This window comes from Bacillus sp. 491mf (genome assembly GCF_900112415.1).
In the GTDB taxonomy this organism is placed as follows: domain Bacteria; phylum Bacillota; class Bacilli; order Bacillales; family Bacillaceae_G; genus Bacillus_A.
In genome coordinates this window covers 110,302-127,332 of the sequence record NZ_FOLV01000009.1, presented here as the reverse complement: position 1 = coordinate 127,332, position 17,031 = coordinate 110,302, and the positions used below count along the sequence as shown (strand labels likewise).

Sequence of the window (17,031 nt, the reverse complement as noted above, 5' to 3'; positions counted from 1 at the left end):
ATCTAATTAAAGGGAGTAGACATAAAGAAAATGCGTAAGAACGGAAAAGGAACATATTCAGATGATACCTTACCAAAATTGGGTATTCACCCTTATTTAGACCTTATTAATCACTCTGCATCATCAAGCACAAACCGTAATGATGCCTCTATGGGCTTAATCATGTTATGGTTAAGCGATAATATCTTAGATGTAATGGATCAAGAGTTAGCTCACTTCGGGATTACAGAAAGCAAACTTGATTTGCTAATCTTAATAACTCTGCATGATAACAAAGTGATAACTCCTTCAGCAATAGCTGAACGTTTAGGAATTAGGCGGGCATCTGCAACTTCTATGATTGATTGGTTGGAAAAAAGAAACCTTGTTACACGAAAACCCAGCTCGTTTGATCGTAGAAAAATCCATGTCAGTATTACCGAAGAAGGCCGTACGTTTGTTGAAAAAGTATTGCCAACTTATTGGTCCGTTTGTGCCTCTATTTTTGATGAATTAGATCCTACTGAGCGCCAAGTATTTGAGAAAATCATCAAGAAATTAAATGAAAATATGCAAGTACGACTTGGAGTTGGGCGATAAATAACAATTAACAGCTACCTATCCAAAGCGATAGTAGCTCTTTTTTAGCCATTTAATTAGGTTACCTAACTATAAGTTAATATAATTAAAATAAAGGTGAAGGTGATTTTATGATCGCGATCGATTTTGAAAAACAGCACAACTATAATCTTATGACACTCATATTATGCTGGACTGGGATGGTTGTTATGTCCAGTTTATATGTAAGTATCCCACTCATTACCATGTTTAGTGATAATTTTCATGTTTCTCTATCGCAAGCAGCTACAACTTCTAGTATATTTTCAATAGGTTTTGCTAGTGGATGTTTTATTTACGGTGCGATTTCTGAAAAATATGGCCGCAAAAACATTATATGCATTGGATTAATTTCTTTAAGTGTCATTTCATTACTGCTTGGAATGGTTCATTCTTTCTCATATATTGTTGTATTAAGGGGTCTACAAGGTTTAGCTGCTGCAACATTTTCACCAGTAGCGTTAGCGTACACACTAGAAGTATTCCCTAACGAAAGAAAGGTTGGTGCTGTTGGTTTTATTAGTACAGGATTCCTCGTTGCCGGAATCGTCGGTCAAGTGTTTAGTGCTTACGTAAGCCAACAATTTCATTGGCAATTTGTTTTTTACTCCCTTTCTGCAGTTTATATTCTTACTGCATCAATAGTGTTCTGGTTACTACCAACAAGTATAAGTCATAATCAAAAGAAAAATATTTGGGAGCCAATGAAGCAACTCGGCACTGTCTTTACTAATAAAAATCTAATATTTAGTTACGTAATAGCGTTTGTTCTACTCATGTCTTTTGTTAGTATGTACACCACCTTAGGACAGTATTTAACTAATCTACCTTTCCAAATGAACAATCACGAACTTCTTTATATTCGTTCATTCGGGGTCCTAGGAATGATATTGTCTCCACTAGCAGGTAAATTAGCAAAACGTTTTAGCGTTCTGTTTGTACTTCGGTGGGCGCTACTTCTCTCCATTTTCGCCCTAGCTTCGATGGGCTTTCTTACAAACATATTCTTTTTAACAGTAATGAGTATTGTCTTTGTAAGTGGTATTGCACTCTCCGTACCTTCTTTAGTTTCTCTTATTGGTCAATTAGGAGGTAAAGCTCGTAGTATTGCAATATCAATGTACACAGTCATTTTATTTGCTGGAACAAGTTTTGGTCCAATTATCTCTTTTACATTTATGAAAGCTTTCAGTTTCACTACGACGTTTATTCTACTTGCAGCCATACTCGGTCTAGGCTTACTTGCAGCTTGTCTCGTTAAGCATGAAAATTCACCAATAGTTGAAGTGAAATAAGGAGATTTCCGCTACTTTTAATATGTACTGATTCACTCCATCACGTAAAAAAGAGGATACCTTTATATCCTCTTTTTTATCATACATTTCCCTATTTCTTTACGTTGTCACAATATGTTCTACACACTCAGGTAAATGTTTGAGCTTTGTTTTTAAAAAGGCCGGTTGTGTATTAAACAGATGTAATTCTTCTATTGATGCCCACTGAAATTCAAATTGTCTCCCAGCATCTTCTCTTATAAAAGAACCTGTTTTTGGAATGGAACCATCTTTTAAATGCGTTTCATAGTAAAAGCCAATTTCATGAAACTCATGATTATCATAAGTAAAAAACTTCTCCACAACCCATATTAATCGTTTTACATTTGCATTCGCTTCTAATTCTTCTTGAAGCTCCCTTTTCAGAGCAGACTCACTACTTTCAAGCATCTGAACTCGTCCGCCAGGTAAACACCAAAAATTATCTCCCTTCCCGCGATGAAGAAGAACCTGACCATTTTCAATACAAACGGCTGCTACGCGATAATTGAATCGCTTTCCGTTTTCTGTAAAAACAATATCCATCTCTATCCCCCCATACTTAACTTACAAATCAAAAGCCACAAATTTCATTTTAAGAAATTTGTGGCTAATCTTCTAGTATTTTATTAAATCTTCTGATATTACTTAATTCTTTTAAAAACCTCCATTTACTAAAACTATGGAAATTACCCTTAATTTATCGTAATTCACATATACTTTATAAATAACACTCGACTTCCGCCTTTTCCATCATAGTTTGTATGTACAGACACTCCATCTATTTCATCATCTCCCCCTTCAATCTCAAATCCGATCTCACGATGAAATTGAATAGATTTTTTGTTAACCGGAGATGTTATTGCTTTTACAACGTGACGACCATTGGAACGAACTGCATCAAAAAAAGAAGAATACAGTGCTGATGCAATCCCTTGTCTTCTAAATTTCGGATTCACACCGATAAAATGAACATACGCTTCATCTTTAAAAGTTTGCGAGAAAAAGCCACATAAAAAGCCAGCGATTTCATTGTCTATTTCAACAATAAAGCTAGTTTCTTGAAAATGAACAAAAAAGAGCTTTGGCAGCATATCTGCCATCGGTCTCCCGCCCCACCAGTCATTTATAACAGAATGAATTGTAGTATAATCCTCAGGTCTAATTTTCCTAACGTGCATTTGTCATACCCTCTCTTTTTCCATTGATATTTATGTTATTAGATATTGAGATGCATTTTCCTTTTTAACTTAAAAATTCATTTTTGCAGATTCCTATCATCATATGAGATAATTCAATTAAAACAAATGAAATTAGGTGAAAAATATGCAAATAAAACCTTCTTTTGGCGAGAAGAAGCAGCATATAGAATACATCTTACGCCCAAGTTCTTATGCAATTATTTTTAATGAAAATACTACTAAAATAGCCGTTATCCAAAAAGGAATACGTTACTTTTTACCTGGCGGTGGAATAGAAAATGGTGAAACAAAAGAAAGCTGCTTACATCGTGAACTATTAGAAGAATTAGGCTGGGCAATTGAAGTGCAGCAGTATGTTGGAAATGCTGAGCGTTACTTTTATGCTGAAAAAGAAGGCGTTTACTATTTAAATGATGGGTATTTTTACATATGTAACAAAACACAAGAAAAGCATACCCCTCAAGAAGATGACTATATCCTGCATTGGGTATCTTCTTCTGAAGCACAGCAGTTGCTTGTTCATGATCATCAACAATGGGCTGTGAGGCAAGCGATTTTATTATGCAAACAAAAATAATTACTTTTTCTTAGAATGATCACCCTTTTATTCCCCAAAAAAGAAGTTTAATTTTTATTTACATAAAATCCGTTACTTAAATTTGTTACATCTTCTGCAAAGTCGCATGTTCGTATTCTAATTTATCACTTAACTGTTTGACTATAAGCTCAAGTGTTTGTTTTTCTAATGTATCTGCATTATTAACTATAAAATCTAATGCACTCCATATTTTAGCTATTGTAATTTGCTGTGTTAATTCTGAAACTGAATATGGAAAAGATACTGAAGTAGCTTTCCAAAAGTTAATGTATGTGTTGGCAATACTAGTTTCTAATGATTTATCAACTGTTCCTAAGCCAGGGATTATAATAGCAAGATCAATAGCAGGGGACCCATATCCTATACGTTCCCAATCGAATAAAACTAATTGATTATTATTTCTTATTCCCCAATTTGTAGGATTAGGATCACCGGATATACAACATAATTTAGCGAATATATCTTTAGATACAATACGTAAACCCTCAATTACTGCTTTTAAATTCAATGGTAGTAATTTTAATGCTTTGTTATCTAAATTCTTCCTCCATTGAAAGATGAATGGTTCATTTATGTTTAAGTTTTGATTCCAGGTATTGAAATGCAAAGTAAATAAATACTTTATTTGCTCTGTATCACCTTTCCATCTAGTATTAGGAAATGGCAGTGGTATATCTTCAATTACAAACCAATAACCTTTTTCTTCTTCATACGTGTAATATGTATTAGGAATATAAATCTTTTTACTATGAAAAAACGACGTTAAATGATTATAAACATCATATTCTCTCTTATATATAGTTTTTTCAACTATAACAGAGCGCTTTTCAAACAAAAGGCGTAAGCAAGATGCGCCTCTTTCTTTATTCACACCACTTAGCTCAACTATCATTTTCGGCTCTCCATAATTATCTTTGATAAATCGCTGAACCAATGCTGGCAACTTATTCAATTCACACCATCCTTTCATTTTTTGTTATTATCTAAAAATCTTATATTAATAATTCCCCCGAAATATTTTCTTTGATTTAATACAAAATACAAGGCTCAACAAATCCATATTCTATACTTTTGTCACAAACAAATTAAAACCTTTAATTAATATATTTAACCAATACCTTTATTGGTTTTATTTTTTCATCACTCAACTCTTGAAAACACAGAATGAGCTCTTGATGTGTTATTTCATGTTCAAATAACTGGCCTACAAATGGAGTATGTTTGACATAATGTAAGAACCAACTTGCATGCCTTTTATAATCTAATCCATCACTAGAACCTACTATACGTAGTTCCTTTTCATAAAACTCTGGTGTTAAATAAAAATCTTCTTTATTACCATCTGATAAAATACATATCTCTCCATTCTCTTTAACACCTTTTTGAAGGCATGTAAACGCTGAATTTGTAGCTGAACATTCAATCCCATAATCGTAATAATTCTCCTTTATTTCATTCGGACTATACAGATTAGTAGCACCAAATGTTTTCGCTATTTCCCTTCTAGCTTCATTTGGTTCAATTATGTCTATTTGAGAAAGATTTAGTGCATGTTTAAGGTAATAAACGGAAAGTAACCCACTGTTCCTACTCCAGTTACAAGTACCTTACTATTCACTTTGGGATTTAATTTCCGTACTCCTTTCGCAGCATCACACGATAGTATTGTCAACAAAGCGAATGAATATGGGACGTCTCTTGGAATTGGGATCGCTTTATTCTCTTTCACAATCCCAAGGGTTTTATGTCCGTAAAAAGCAACTACCCGATCACCAATTTTAAATGACTCGACACAATTACCAACACTTATAACTTCACCATAACTCTCATAACCGGTTTCTTTAGGGTAAGTGGCCCTCGTTTCTGTTTTATCATTCTCATTATATTGAGGTAATTCTGCTCCAATACTTATAGCGCCTGCTATTGTTTTAATTAACAATTCGTCTTCTTTCAATCTACCAATCTCTTCTTTTTTCCATTCAAGATGCTTTTTCCCGCATAAAACGAGCGAATGTTGTTCCATCTTTCTCCCACCCTCTAATAACTCTAACTTTCTCCAATTAACATAATTCCTTTGTGAATAAGTACATACCATTCCGTATATGACATATACTCATATTGTCTTCCTTCCCTTCAAATTCTACAGCAAATGGGAATTCACCGTGATTTTTTAATTGATCCCGAACGATACCATTCCCTATCGGTTCACAAAATTGAATGGTTATTTTCCCGAGAGAAAAACCTTGAACTACCGCATTCCACTCCTTATTTATTGTTGGAGGACTCATTTCTATTTGCAGTAACTCTTCCCAGTGTTTGCTTGTTTCATTTACATTAGTAATAGTATAGAAAACTGTTTTCATTTCAATTATGTTATTGTTATGAGGTGAAATTACTCCTTTTCTCTGTAAATCATCCCTTCTTTTTTCATCCGATTCACTCCACTCAATAAAAAACGGAAATCTAGGACCGCCTTCTTCTTGTTCAATAAATAACATCTTCCACCTTAAGAGAGTTCCGTCATCCCTCATACGTTTACCTTCCAATGGACCGTTTATTCGAAAACCCTTTTCCACCAGCCTTTTAGCAAGCTCTTCCATATGTTCTGTGCGCAGCGCAATTTGAAGCATTCCTTCTCCTGTTTGCAACTTATGAACAACTTGTTGAATAAGAGGATTCTCCGCTCGGTTTGCAACCTTTTGATTTTGCACTGCTAAAAACTCAATATATGCTAAATCAAAATAACATAAACTATTGTGGGTTCCCCAATTCGTATGCTCCCCTCCTAGAACTACATGAAATCCATGTAGTTTCATTTGGTCTATCGCCTCAGCTGGAGAGCATCTAACTACATGAACAAGATGATCAAACTGTAACATCTCCTCACCCCATACTTTTGTCCTTTTTGTACATTACACTTCAATTCTTTCTTGTGACTTAAAATTACAAAGACTCTGTCAACTTATGTTTATTATAATGAAAAAATTATGCTAATTGGAAGAATAAAGGATTTTTTCTAGAAAGAGCATTCTATATTCTTCTTAGTAATAAAAATTTCATCTCAATAGATTTGTCGAAAAATATTTGTCTGAATTTTCTATTAATTTTGAAGGATTTTTCGAAACATTTTACGAAACCATTGTATAACCTTTTTTATTAGGAGGTTATTTCATACATACTTTTTTTAGGACGGGATGAATTTTGAAAGCGCTTTTCTAAAATAGCCATTTATTTCTATAAAAAAATCCTTGCACTATTTTCAGAAAATCATTACAATTGCCATATATTAAAAATCATAGTAATAGAAAAATCCTCATCAATCCGATGAGGTAGAGGTTGCGGCTTTTATTAGTAATCTAGACGAGACACAGAGAACGTCAATAACTCTAGATAACAGGAAAAGCTGCCGAAGTTTATACTTCTTCTCTGGAAGTATATGCTGGGGCTGTTTTCGAATAGGAACAGAACTGTCACGTTTACAAAATTACCGTGTAAACGTGGGGCGCTATCTTAACGGAAGGTATGATGGGGTGGCTATTTTTGAAATGCTCCGCTAAAGTCCTTTGGCGGTTTTTTTTATTCCCCCCGCTCCTTCCTATCTTACAAGAAAAGGAGTGTTGAACATGAACGGCGCAACTACTAACGTTACCTCTACAACTTCAAAACAATCTGCACAAACATCTAATGAACTACGACGCGGATTGAAATCTCGCCATCTTACAATGATTTCACTTGGTGGTACAATTGGAACAGGTTTATTCCTAGCAAGCGGTGGTGTTGTCCATACAGCTGGTCCTGGTGGTGCTCTCGTCGCCTATGCTGCAATTGGTATTATGGTATATTTTTTAATGACAAGCTTAGCAGAATTAGCATCCTACATGCCTGTAGCAGGATCATTTAGCACCTATGCAACAAGGTTTGTTGATCCATCACTTGGATTCGCATTAGGTTGGAACTACTGGTATAACTGGGCTATCACAATTGCTGCTGAACTCTCTGCAGTTACATTAATTATGAAATTTTGGTTTCCTAATACGCCTTCCTTACTTTGGAGTGCAATTTGTTTAGCTATTATGTTTCTTTTAAATTATTTATCGGTTAAAGGATTTGGCGAAGCGGAATATTGGTTTGCACTTATAAAAGTTGTAACTGTTATCGCCTTTTTAATTGTCGGATTTCTTATGATTTTCGGTATTATGGGCGGAGAACCTGTTGGTTTTAAAAACTTCACAGTTGCAGATGCACCGTTTAACGGCGGCTTCATGGCAATTATCGGTGTATTTATGGCAGCTGGATTCTCATTCCAAGGAACAGAATTATTAGGAGTTGCAGCTGGCGAAACTGAAGATCCACAGCGTAACATCCCAAAAGCAATTCGCAGCATCTTTTGGCGAATTCTATTATTCTATATTTTTGCGATTCTCGTAATCGGTTTATTAATCCCTTATACAAACGAAAACCTTGCAGCAAGTGATATAACAGTAAGTCCATTTACACTTGTATTTGAAAAAGCGGGGATTGCTTTTGCAGCATCAGTAATGAACGCGGTTATTTTAACAGCTGTTTTATCTGCAGGTAACTCTGGTATGTATGCATCAGCACGTATGCTCTGGGATTTAGCAAACCAAGGTAAAGCACCTAAATTTTTAGGGAAATTAAATAGTCGCGGCGTACCAGTAAATGCATTGATTGCAACATCATTAGTTGGATGTGCTGCTTTCTTAGCTTCTTTATTCGGTGATGGTGTTGTATATGTATGGCTATTAAATGCCTCTGGTATGTCAGGTTTCATCGCTTGGATCGGAATTGCAATTAGTCACTATCGTTTCCGAAAAGCATATATTGCACAAGGAAAAGACTTAAATGACTTACCATATAAAGCAAAATGGTTCCCATTCGGCCCTATCTTTGCATTTGCATTATGCTTAATCGTTATTCTTGGTCAAAACTACGGTGCATTTATGGGCGAGTCTATCGATTGGAACGGTGTACTCGTTTCATATATTGGCTTACCTCTTTTCTTAATACTTTGGTTAGGCTATAAATTTACAAAGAAAACAAAGGTTATTCCATTAGATAAATGTGAGCTTTAACAACCAAAACCTATCAACTTCTGTTGGTAGGTTTTCTTGTGTTACTGTATATATATTTTTAGGCAAACGAGGGCATCTAGCGTGTATAGAAACACTCAAGGACTTCTCCTTCCACATGCAATGTCTACAACAAAGGGAAAAAGTAAGTAGCGGTCACTTCTTGTTTTACATGCCATTAACTAATATATTGAAAAATCAAAATTAGATTTATATATTATTGTTTCTTTGTTAAAATAGGTGTTTAGGAAAGGAACGTGATCATATGAATATTCGTGTTACAAATACAACAAAAGAACAATTGCTACAAAACAAAAATAAAATCATTGTTAGAATAAAAGGAAGTATCGGAAACACTTGTACTGTCTATGTAAACATAGATTTAATAGTTGATAAATACAATGCAAATGATGTTGTATTTGAAGATGATCAGCTCGTTATTCAAATGGACGATTTTACAAAAGATTATATCGGAAATACAATGACGCTAGACTACAATACAGGATTTAAAATTACAACACCAAGTGAAACGATTGTTTATGGTTTATCGCTAAAAAAATAATGCTTTTTAAAATAAAACAAACAACGCATCGAAAAACACAATGCGTTGTTTGTTTTATTCTATCCTTTTAGAACCAAATCAGCATGTTTATCAGGAGCTTCCGTATTGACATAAAATTCTTCAGCTTTCCAATATCTATTCTCAAATTTGGCAATGTTCTTTTGAGTATCCTCACTTTCACGAAGAAACCTCTTACTTCTTGGACAATCTAGATATACGACATAATCATAGAAGTTTCTCCACTCTTTACGCTGCAGAAAAACACCTTCTACGATGATAACTGAAGCGTTAGTAAGTTGAACTTCCTGCCGACTATGTGTATCAGATTCATTATCATAAATAGGAAGAATCAGATGGTTAGTGGATTTTAGATTACCGAAAAAATTACGACTTAACCAGTCCGTATCCCATTGTAATTTATAATACTCATACCATTCTTCATTCCCCGTATTGTAACGTTTTTCACGCTCAGCAATATAATCGTCAATATGAAAAACATGAAACGGGATCTTCTTTTCTTTCATATTTTGACTAAGTTTTTCCACAATTGTTGTTTTGCCAGAACGGCTTAATCCATCTACCCCTAAAATAAACCTATTTCCTACGCTGGCATTTCCAATTATTTTCAGCAATGTTCTTTCGTTCTCCCCCAAACTACTCTCCCCTTTGCAACAGCTCTCTTTTTTCGTAACTATGATGAGATTTTAACAAATATAATATAATTACTCTGGCTTATCTTGATCTGCGGCAATTTCCTTCACAAATTCCCCAATTGTTTCATGAAATACATAATCAAAATATTGTTCTTTTCCTGTTTGTTCATTATTAACAAGTATTGTTGTTGCTCCTATTTCTCGTTTTGCTATTTGCGGAAAGGATGCGACAGGCTGCACTTTCAATGACGTTCCCATCACAAGCAATATATCCGTTTCATATACCCTTTCAACAGCCTTTTGAAATTGCGGTAATGTATCTCCATATAACACAACATCTGGATTCAAAATGAAATTACACTTTTCACAGCGCGGTACTTCATGTTCAATCATATATTGTAAGTTGTATTTTGCACGACACTTCGGACAATGAGCAGATTGAAGCGTACCATGTAAATCAATGATACGTGTACTCCCGCTCAATTGATGAAGGCCGTCAATATTTTGTGTTAACACTACAATATCTTTTCCCGTCTGCTCTAACTGTGCAAGAAACGCATGTCCATCATTCGGTTTATATTGATGGAATGTATCAATTTGAAAAATTGCTTTGTAATGTTTCCAAAATTCTTTCGGATTTCGATTATAATATCCTCTTGATAAATACATTTCCACATTTGCATCTGCATATAAACCATTTGCTGAACGAAAGTCTGGAATCCCACTTTCTGTACTTGCACCTGCTCCAGTTAACACTGTAATTTTCTTAGCGTTGTTAATGATAGAACGCACTTCTCCATATTGCTGCACAACATTCACCTCTATGTATCATTCTTTTTTCATTATAACAGGCATTCGCAATAACTTGGAAATATTTCCTTTATAAGTTATCCCGCCTAACTTCTTAAGAAAAGCGGAAGTAGCTCGTCCAGAATGTGAGGGGGGGATGGAGCTTCTGACGTAGAAATGTTTTTTGCCTCGCAGGAAGAAGCGTAGCCACCGAACATTCTAGCCACTGGAACTGGACAATGCTTTTGCTGAATTTTGAGGCGGGAGTATTACTGCCCGCGAATAGCGGGATAAAAATAAAAGAAGGAATCAAAACTCCAAATAAGTTTTGATTCCTTCCAAAAACAATTATAACGCTCTAACATTTTCCAGTGGCCAAAATACTGCTGAACCTTTTCCAACAATTTGCTTTTCAGAAACAAATCCAAATCGTCGGCTATCTTTAGATACTTGACGATTATCTCCTAGTACAAATACAGAATCTTTTGGAACAGTTTTTTGTCCAGTTATTCCTTCTAACGTAAAATCAGGAGTTAACACATCACCTGATACCTGCTTTTTATATTCATCTAAATACGGTTCAGCAACTGGTTTACCATTTACGTATAAAATATCGTGTTTATATTCAATTGTGTCTCCCGGTAATCCAATTACTCGTTTCACTAAATCATGACCTTCATTCCCATGAAAGACGATAATTTCAAAACGATCTAATCCTTGTACACTATAGCCAATTTTATTTACAACCATTCTCTCATTGTTTTCTAGCGTTGGCATCATAGATTCTCCTTGCACAAGCGATGGTGTAAATAAAAACGCCCGGCAAACAAATGCAATAATTAAAGCGAAAGCAATACTTTTAACCCATGACATAACTTCACTCTTTTTCATCTATTCCCTATCTCCTTTAACAACTAGTCATTTTTGCGATTTCTTGTACATTTTGAACAACAACTTCACCAAAGCACGATTTTTCTTCTCTTACCGCTGTACCTACGTGAGCTTGTGTAATCTCTGTTTCATGTAGTAATCGTTGTACATTCTCTTTCGTGATACCACTACCAACAATCATTTCTATTTGCCCTTCACTTGCCTCGTGCATTTGGCGCAAGAGCGAAATGTTATCTTCTATTTTCCCTTGTCCACCAGATGTTAAAATATGTGTGACTTCCTTAAACTTCCGCAATGTTTTGACAGCTACTACTAAATCTGCCATCTCATCAATTGCACGGTGAAACGTCACGTTCATTCCCTCTACTACTTCTAATAATTTTGCTAACTTTTCTTCATCAATTTCATTCTTTTCATTTAAAACACCTAATACAACACCAGCTGCACCAAGCTCTTTTGCCACTCGAATATCTTCTCTCATTAATTCTATTTCTTCATTAAAATATACGAAAGACTTAGCATGCGGACGAATCATTACATGCACCGGAATAGAAACAGCGCGTATCACGTTTTTTATTAACGCAAAGCTTGGTGTAAGACCACCTTCTGTAAAAGCTGTAATTAATTCGATCCGTTTCCCACCGCCACGCTCAATCCGTTTGGCATCTTCTAAACATGTTGCGATGACTTCTAGCATTCTTAAACTCCTTTTTGTACATTGTCCATTTTATTATATACGAAAAAGGATAGTAGTACCTATTTTTTAACACCAAAATCTTGCAAAGCATTCTGTGCTAATAATGAAATTGTCATATCATCCATTGGAGGATTATGAAGGCCAGCTCGCACATGTAAATAATAACGGTGTAATGGATTTTTTTCAGATAAACTCCTTGCTCCGACGATACGCATCGCCTTATCAACTATAGAAATCACTGCATTTGTCACCGTATACTTCACCGCAGCCATCTCGGCTTGCATACACTGTTTATTTTCTTCTTCATACCGCTTTGCAACACTATATAAAAACGAACGGGATTGCAGCAACTCTAATTCTATTTCTCCTATTAATCTTTGCACATTTGGCACCATTGCAATCGGCTCTTTCAAACTATTCGGTTGATACGTTGCAGCAAATTGCAAAGCATACTGCCGCGCTGCTTGGGCAATTCCGAGATAACAAGCCGGAATGTGAAGAAGCCATCCTCTTCTCTTTTCTATATTACGAGGAGAAATTTTCTCAACAAAATATTTATACGGAACTGCTACTTGTTCTAAAATTAAATCATGACTTGCTGTACCGCGCATAGCTACACTATCCCACGTTTCTTCAATTGAAACACCCTCTGTATGACGCGGAACAAGAAATTCACCTACTTCTTCCGTTCCTTCTATAGATGCGGAAACAAAGAAATAATCTAATACCGGTGCCATTGTTGTAAATGTTTTTTGTCCTGAAATAATCCACTTATCTCCTTTTCGTAATGCTGTTGTCTCTAGCCTTCCTCCTCTTGTCGGACTCCCCGTGTTTCGTTCCGTTGCAGCACGGTTTATAAGCGCTCCGTTTTTCACCTTTTTGCAAAGCCAAGAAAACATTCTCTTATCCCATGAACGATTTTCTGAAAGTTCATGCATAATCCCAAGATGCCATCCCATACATAGTGCCGTTGCACCATCGCCTTGTGCAATGTATTCTTGAAAAAGTAAAAGATCATATAAGGATATGCCTATCCCACCTTCGTCCTTTGGAACTGTCCATGATGTATACCCAATTCCCTTTAAATCTACTACATTTTCAAAAGGAAATGAATACAATTTATCTAACTGCTGTTCTCTCTTTGAAAATAGAGTGATATATGGTTGTAATTTACTAAGCCGCTCTTGTTGCTCTTTCGTTCTTACAAAATCCATTTCATCAATCCTTTCATCGTCATCCTAAAATTATATGCATACAATTCTCTTTAGTTATTACACGACAAAAATTTCGTTCATGGATACTTCACTTTACACATTCTTTTCCTTAAACATATTAATCTACACTTCAATTGTCTCACTATTCCGATATAAAAACAATGTTTTAAACAAAAAAAGATTTCCTAATACATTAGGAAATCTCCCTTACCCATCACCCTTGAAAAACCGAACAGGTAAGGATGCAACATAACCAATATAAGAACATAACTCTTTAAAAAAGAACGGTAACTCTGTGTCTAGGCTGCGGTACGCAGACGTTGGTGTTGGTGAAGAATATGCATCCATACCGAGATGCTTAGCAATTCGCATCGCTCGTTTCATATGAAGTGGATCACTTACAATTGTATACGTTTGTATGCCATTATCTTTTCCAATCTGCAGAGCATTTTTTAAATTCTCTTCAGTAAAACGCGACTCCGTTTCAATTAAAATATCTTCATCCTTCACACCATGCTTTAATGCATATATTTTTGACGTACGTGCTTCTTCTAGTTCCGCTTCAAATTTCGTACCACCTGTAAAAATAATTTTTTTAACATCTCCATTTTGATAGAGAGAAATGGCATGATTAATTCTCTCGCGAAGCACCGGTGACGGTTTTCCATTCCAAGAAGCAGCCCCTAGCACAACTGCCGCATCTGTATTAACTTGATCTGTCTTAGAACGATAATGCCAAATATCATACGCCGCATACCCGACAAATACAATAATGGAACCAAGTATGAATAAGAGTGCCTGTACCACCCTTAATTTTATACTTCTTTTTTTCTTCATAAACTTATAGCCCCCGTAACTCATACATACTTTATACAAAATTCGTTTAATCGAATAATCGGTCAACTTGTTATTTGAATTCATCTGAAAGAAGGTATCTTCTTTAAAAGCAGTTCTATAATAGAGATTGTAATAAAAAGAGACTTTTATATTTCACATTAAGATATATCCGTTCCATTTTTTCACCATCTAAGTCACCGCTATGCAAGATTCAACATAATCGCTACATGCTTGCTCCTTTTGTTTCAAACTTTGCATGTGGTAGGAAAAGGCCTTGACCGCTTCTATGCGCGGCCAGATGCTCTCGTCCCCCCAAAAAAGAAAATGTTTTTAAATTATATAAAAATGGTCTATTTACAATAACAACTTATATTTCTCTCAAACTCTCAACTTCTATATTGTAGCGAATTTTTCCGCAGAATGGAATCATGAAAAAAAAGTATATAAAATACGTAATCATTTTGTAAGAAAAAAATGCCCCTAGCATACTAGGAGGCATTTCTCTTTGACTGTTATTTCAAAATCCAATATTTCATATCATCTTCCTGTAGCACACAACAAAAACCAGATTTCTCCAATACTCTTGCAGAAGCAGTATTACTTGTTAAACATTCCGCCTTAATTGTCGTTATATTCTCCTGATTTAATAACCACTCCACAAGGCCTTTTACCATTTCTGTAGCATATCCTTTTCCTTGGTAATCTGGGACAATACTATAGCCTATTTCAACAATTCCATTTACATCTGGACCGCCTTTACAGCCCATATCACCAATTATTGTATCATCATCTTTATGAATAATAAGACCACTCCACCTACTACTCTCTGGATTTTCCTGTAGCCTCTCTGCTTTCCAAGGTAAAATTTCCGCATAATCAAGCATTGGCCATTGATTCGAAACTTTATAAGGAATTACTTTTGAAAGCTCCTCATTCCCTTTTATTGTAGCCTCTACTAATTCTAATGTGAAAGTAATCATTTTTAAACGTTCTGTTTCTATATACGGCAACTTTATCCCCCTCTACCTATAACACATTAATTTATTTTCTAACTGTTCTTTTATACTTGGCCAATCTGCTGAAATAATACTATAAACAACCGCATCCCTCACGTATCCATTTGGAAGTTGGCGTTCATTTCGCGTTACTCCTTCTTTAACTGCCCCTAACCTTTCAATTGCTCGTTGTGACTTTTCATTACGAGCATCGGTTTTAATTTGGACACGTAACATGCCTAGCTCTTCAAATGCATAGCGAAGCATCATATATTTGCACTCTGTATTTACACTTGTTCGTTGTACAATTGGACTGTACCAAGTATGCCCAAGTTCGGCTGTTTTACAATCAATTGATACGTTGTATAGCCGCGTCGTTCCCACAATCTCATTTGTTGTTTGATCAATTACAGTAAACGGAAGGTCAATTCTCTTTTTATACTTTTCTATTGATTCTTCAACTAATCTTTCCATATCTTCCATGCAATCCATTTTCGCGATTAAATATGTCCAAATATCTGGGTATTTTTCAATGATGGCATACAATGGTCTTACATCATTTATAGATAGTAACTGCAATTTTGCTCGATTATGTACAATTTCCACTGGACAGTCCCCTTTATTTTTCATTTCAATTATATAATAATATTAATTGTATAAATTTTCAAAACTTTGGACCAAAAAAACTTTAGGAGGAAATATATTTTGAAACGTTATTTTATTAAAAATAGATGTACATATTACAGAATGGGGAAGAAAAAATACCCCTGTAATCTTTTGTTTACACGGATTAGGCGGCACGAGTCTTAGCTTTATCGAAATTGCTGAGCAACTTAAAGAGGAGTATAGGGTAATTGCAATTGATGCGCCTGGACACGGTAAAACAGCTCCATTTGAACAAGCTGAAGAATACGAAATGCCTCGTTTGGCGACGTGGCTAAATGACTTATTGGATCATCTTGATATTGGCCAATTTTATTTCTTATCACATTCTTAGGGAAGTTTTGTATCATTATTTTATTTAGCGGAATATCCAAAAAGAGTAAAAGGTTCCATTCTCATTGATGGCGGTTATCAAACGAAAAGACTTAAGAACCAAACTATGGAAGAAGAAGTAGCGTACTATGAAAAAGATTTTGAAGAATATGTGTTTGATGATTGGAAAGGGTTCTTCAATAGTGAAAAAAAAGTATATACAAGGTGGTCTCCACTCATAGAAATGTCAGTAAAGGATCTTGGCTTCGAAAAAAACAATAAAATATATTGGCACGCAAGAGGCATAACAGCTGGAAATATTATTAAAGCTATGCATAAACACGAAACAGCAGATATTTATGAAAACTTGCCATCCAATATCATATTACTAAGAGCTACATTGCCGAGCAGCTGGAACGAATACCGAGATAAGACAGCAAATATTTTTGAGCAGAAAATAAGAGGAACCGTAAAATGCATTCCTAATACAACTCATATGCTACATTGCGATAATCCAGAGGTTGTAGCAGAGGAAATAAGAAAAAATTGGTCTTGTTCTTAATTAACTATCCCCACCTCTCTTCTTTGCTTTTGTCTATGTCTTGAGGTGGGAGAATC

17 protein-coding genes, 2 pseudogenes and 1 riboswitch are annotated in these 17,031 nt (G+C 35.2%); of the genes and pseudogenes, 6 read left to right on the top strand and 13 right to left on the bottom strand.

Features of this window, described 5'->3' with window-relative positions:
• Window positions 1-150 precede the first annotated feature (150 nt).
• Complete coding sequence (locus BM211_RS11465; RefSeq protein WP_371261870.1) at window positions 151-579, top strand: MarR family winged helix-turn-helix transcriptional regulator; 429 nt, start codon at window positions 151-153, stop codon at window positions 577-579.
• Window positions 580-689: 110 nt separating this feature from the next.
• The gene (locus BM211_RS11460) at window positions 690-1,892 is read left to right on the top strand and encodes an MFS transporter (protein WP_035433979.1); all 1,203 of its coding nucleotides are present in this window, start codon (window positions 690-692) and stop codon (window positions 1,890-1,892) included.
• Between the two features lie 99 nt (window positions 1,893-1,991).
• On the opposite strand, the gene BM211_RS11455 is transcribed toward BM211_RS11460, so the two are convergent.
• Both BM211_RS11455 and BM211_RS11450 read right to left on the bottom strand, forming a co-directional pair.
• Complete coding sequence (locus BM211_RS11455) at window positions 1,992-2,456, bottom strand: NUDIX hydrolase (protein WP_035433981.1); 465 nt, start codon at window positions 2,454-2,456, stop codon at window positions 1,992-1,994.
• A gap of 164 nt (window positions 2,457-2,620) precedes the next feature.
• Complete coding sequence (locus BM211_RS11450) at window positions 2,621-3,091, bottom strand: GNAT family N-acetyltransferase (protein WP_035433982.1); 471 nt, start codon at window positions 3,089-3,091, stop codon at window positions 2,621-2,623.
• A 145-nt stretch (window positions 3,092-3,236) separates the two neighbouring features.
• On the opposite strand from BM211_RS11450, the gene BM211_RS11445 reads away from it, so the two are divergent.
• Window positions 3,237-3,689, top strand: a complete 453-nt coding sequence (locus BM211_RS11445; RefSeq protein ID WP_090997281.1) for an NUDIX hydrolase — start codon at window positions 3,237-3,239, stop codon at window positions 3,687-3,689.
• 85 nt (window positions 3,690-3,774) lie between these two features.
• Here the strand turns inward: BM211_RS11445 and BM211_RS11440 are convergent, their stop codons facing one another.
• The 3 genes and pseudogenes from BM211_RS11440 to BM211_RS11430 all read right to left on the bottom strand — a co-directional run bounded on the left by BM211_RS11440 (window position 3,775) and on the right by BM211_RS11430 (window position 6,589).
• Window positions 3,775-4,662, bottom strand: coding sequence for a phosphotransferase family protein (locus BM211_RS11440; RefSeq protein ID WP_090997277.1), 888 nt, complete (start codon window positions 4,660-4,662; stop codon window positions 3,775-3,777).
• A 142-nt stretch (window positions 4,663-4,804) separates the two neighbouring features.
• A pseudogene (locus BM211_RS11435) lies at window positions 4,805-5,733 on the bottom strand (alcohol dehydrogenase catalytic domain-containing protein).
• Between the two features lie 37 nt (window positions 5,734-5,770).
• Window positions 5,771-6,589 carry a VOC family protein gene (locus tag BM211_RS11430; RefSeq protein ID WP_090997274.1) on the bottom strand — a complete coding sequence of 273 codons (819 nt, stop codon included), beginning with the start codon at window positions 6,587-6,589 and terminating at the stop codon, window positions 5,771-5,773.
• Between the two features lie 443 nt (window positions 6,590-7,032).
• A riboswitch (Lysine riboswitch) is annotated at window positions 7,033-7,226 on the top strand.
• 107 nt (window positions 7,227-7,333) lie between these two features.
• On the opposite strand from BM211_RS11430, the gene BM211_RS11425 reads away from it, so the two are divergent.
• Window positions 7,334-8,803, top strand: a complete 1,470-nt coding sequence (locus BM211_RS11425) for an amino acid permease (RefSeq protein WP_035433988.1) — start codon at window positions 7,334-7,336, stop codon at window positions 8,801-8,803.
• A 262-nt stretch (window positions 8,804-9,065) separates the two neighbouring features.
• Complete coding sequence (locus tag BM211_RS11420; RefSeq protein WP_035433990.1) at window positions 9,066-9,362, top strand: iron-sulfur cluster biosynthesis family protein; 297 nt, start codon at window positions 9,066-9,068, stop codon at window positions 9,360-9,362.
• A gap of 59 nt (window positions 9,363-9,421) precedes the next feature.
• Here BM211_RS11420 and BM211_RS11415 read toward each other — a convergent pair whose 3' ends face one another.
• From BM211_RS11415 to BM211_RS11380, 8 genes are all read right to left on the bottom strand, one after another.
• Window positions 9,422-10,015, bottom strand: coding sequence for a kinase (locus BM211_RS11415; RefSeq protein WP_035433992.1), 594 nt, complete (start codon window positions 10,013-10,015; stop codon window positions 9,422-9,424).
• 69 nt (window positions 10,016-10,084) lie between these two features.
• Complete coding sequence (locus BM211_RS11410) at window positions 10,085-10,825, bottom strand: NAD-dependent protein deacylase (RefSeq protein WP_371261869.1); 741 nt, start codon at window positions 10,823-10,825, stop codon at window positions 10,085-10,087.
• A 327-nt stretch (window positions 10,826-11,152) separates the two neighbouring features.
• On the bottom strand, window positions 11,153-11,695 hold the full coding sequence (gene lepB, locus BM211_RS11405) for a signal peptidase I (RefSeq protein WP_035433996.1): 543 nt from the start codon (window positions 11,693-11,695) through the stop codon (window positions 11,153-11,155).
• 16 nt (window positions 11,696-11,711) lie between these two features.
• The gene (locus BM211_RS11400; RefSeq protein WP_090997269.1) at window positions 11,712-12,392 is read right to left on the bottom strand and encodes a copper homeostasis protein CutC; all 681 of its coding nucleotides are present in this window, start codon (window positions 12,390-12,392) and stop codon (window positions 11,712-11,714) included.
• 59 nt (window positions 12,393-12,451) lie between these two features.
• Window positions 12,452-13,606: an acyl-CoA dehydrogenase family protein gene (locus BM211_RS11395; RefSeq protein ID WP_035434001.1), complete on the bottom strand. Its 1,155-nt coding sequence runs from the start codon at window positions 13,604-13,606 to the stop codon at window positions 12,452-12,454.
• A 207-nt stretch (window positions 13,607-13,813) separates the two neighbouring features.
• Entirely contained in the window at window positions 13,814-14,443 is a 630-nt protein-coding gene (locus tag BM211_RS11390) for a YdcF family protein (protein ID WP_035434004.1), read from the bottom strand.
• A 512-nt stretch (window positions 14,444-14,955) separates the two neighbouring features.
• Complete coding sequence (locus BM211_RS11385; RefSeq protein WP_090997266.1) at window positions 14,956-15,453, bottom strand: GNAT family N-acetyltransferase; 498 nt, start codon at window positions 15,451-15,453, stop codon at window positions 14,956-14,958.
• 12 nt (window positions 15,454-15,465) lie between these two features.
• The gene (locus tag BM211_RS11380; protein ID WP_035434006.1) at window positions 15,466-16,044 is read right to left on the bottom strand and encodes a GNAT family N-acetyltransferase; all 579 of its coding nucleotides are present in this window, start codon (window positions 16,042-16,044) and stop codon (window positions 15,466-15,468) included.
• Between the two features lie 109 nt (window positions 16,045-16,153).
• Here BM211_RS11380 and BM211_RS11375 point away from each other — a divergent pair.
• Window positions 16,154-16,975: pseudogene (locus BM211_RS11375) on the top strand (alpha/beta fold hydrolase).
• The last annotated feature ends 56 nt before the right edge of the window (window positions 16,976-17,031 follow it).

What these genes read in the sequence shown, in the direction of transcription:
- BM211_RS11465 (WP_371261870.1), top strand. Translation starts at nt 151, where the DNA reads ATGGGCTTAATCATGTTATGGTTAAGCGATAATATCTTAGATGTAATG.
- BM211_RS11460 (WP_035433979.1), top strand. Translation starts at nt 690, where the DNA reads ATGATCGCGATCGATTTTGAAAAACAGCACAACTATAATCTTATGACA.
- BM211_RS11455 (WP_035433981.1), bottom strand. Translation starts at nt 2,456, where the DNA reads ATGGATATTGTTTTTACAGAAAACGGAAAGCGATTCAATTATCGCGTA.
- BM211_RS11450 (WP_035433982.1), bottom strand. Translation starts at nt 3,091, where the DNA reads ATGCACGTTAGGAAAATTAGACCTGAGGATTATACTACAATTCATTCT.
- BM211_RS11445 (WP_090997281.1), top strand. Translation starts at nt 3,237, where the DNA reads ATGCAAATAAAACCTTCTTTTGGCGAGAAGAAGCAGCATATAGAATAC.
- BM211_RS11430 (WP_090997274.1), bottom strand. Translation starts at nt 6,589, where the DNA reads ATGTTACAGTTTGATCATCTTGTTCATGTAGTTAGATGCTCTCCAGCT.
- BM211_RS11425 (WP_035433988.1), top strand. Translation starts at nt 7,334, where the DNA reads ATGAACGGCGCAACTACTAACGTTACCTCTACAACTTCAAAACAATCT.
- BM211_RS11420 (WP_035433990.1), top strand. Translation starts at nt 9,066, where the DNA reads ATGAATATTCGTGTTACAAATACAACAAAAGAACAATTGCTACAAAAC.
- lepB (WP_035433996.1), bottom strand. Translation starts at nt 11,695, where the DNA reads ATGAAAAAGAGTGAAGTTATGTCATGGGTTAAAAGTATTGCTTTCGCT.
- BM211_RS11400 (WP_090997269.1), bottom strand. Translation starts at nt 12,392, where the DNA reads ATGCTAGAAGTCATCGCAACATGTTTAGAAGATGCCAAACGGATTGAG.
- BM211_RS11395 (WP_035434001.1), bottom strand. Translation starts at nt 13,606, where the DNA reads ATGGATTTTGTAAGAACGAAAGAGCAACAAGAGCGGCTTAGTAAATTA.
- BM211_RS11390 (WP_035434004.1), bottom strand. Translation starts at nt 14,443, where the DNA reads ATGAAGAAAAAAAGAAGTATAAAATTAAGGGTGGTACAGGCACTCTTA.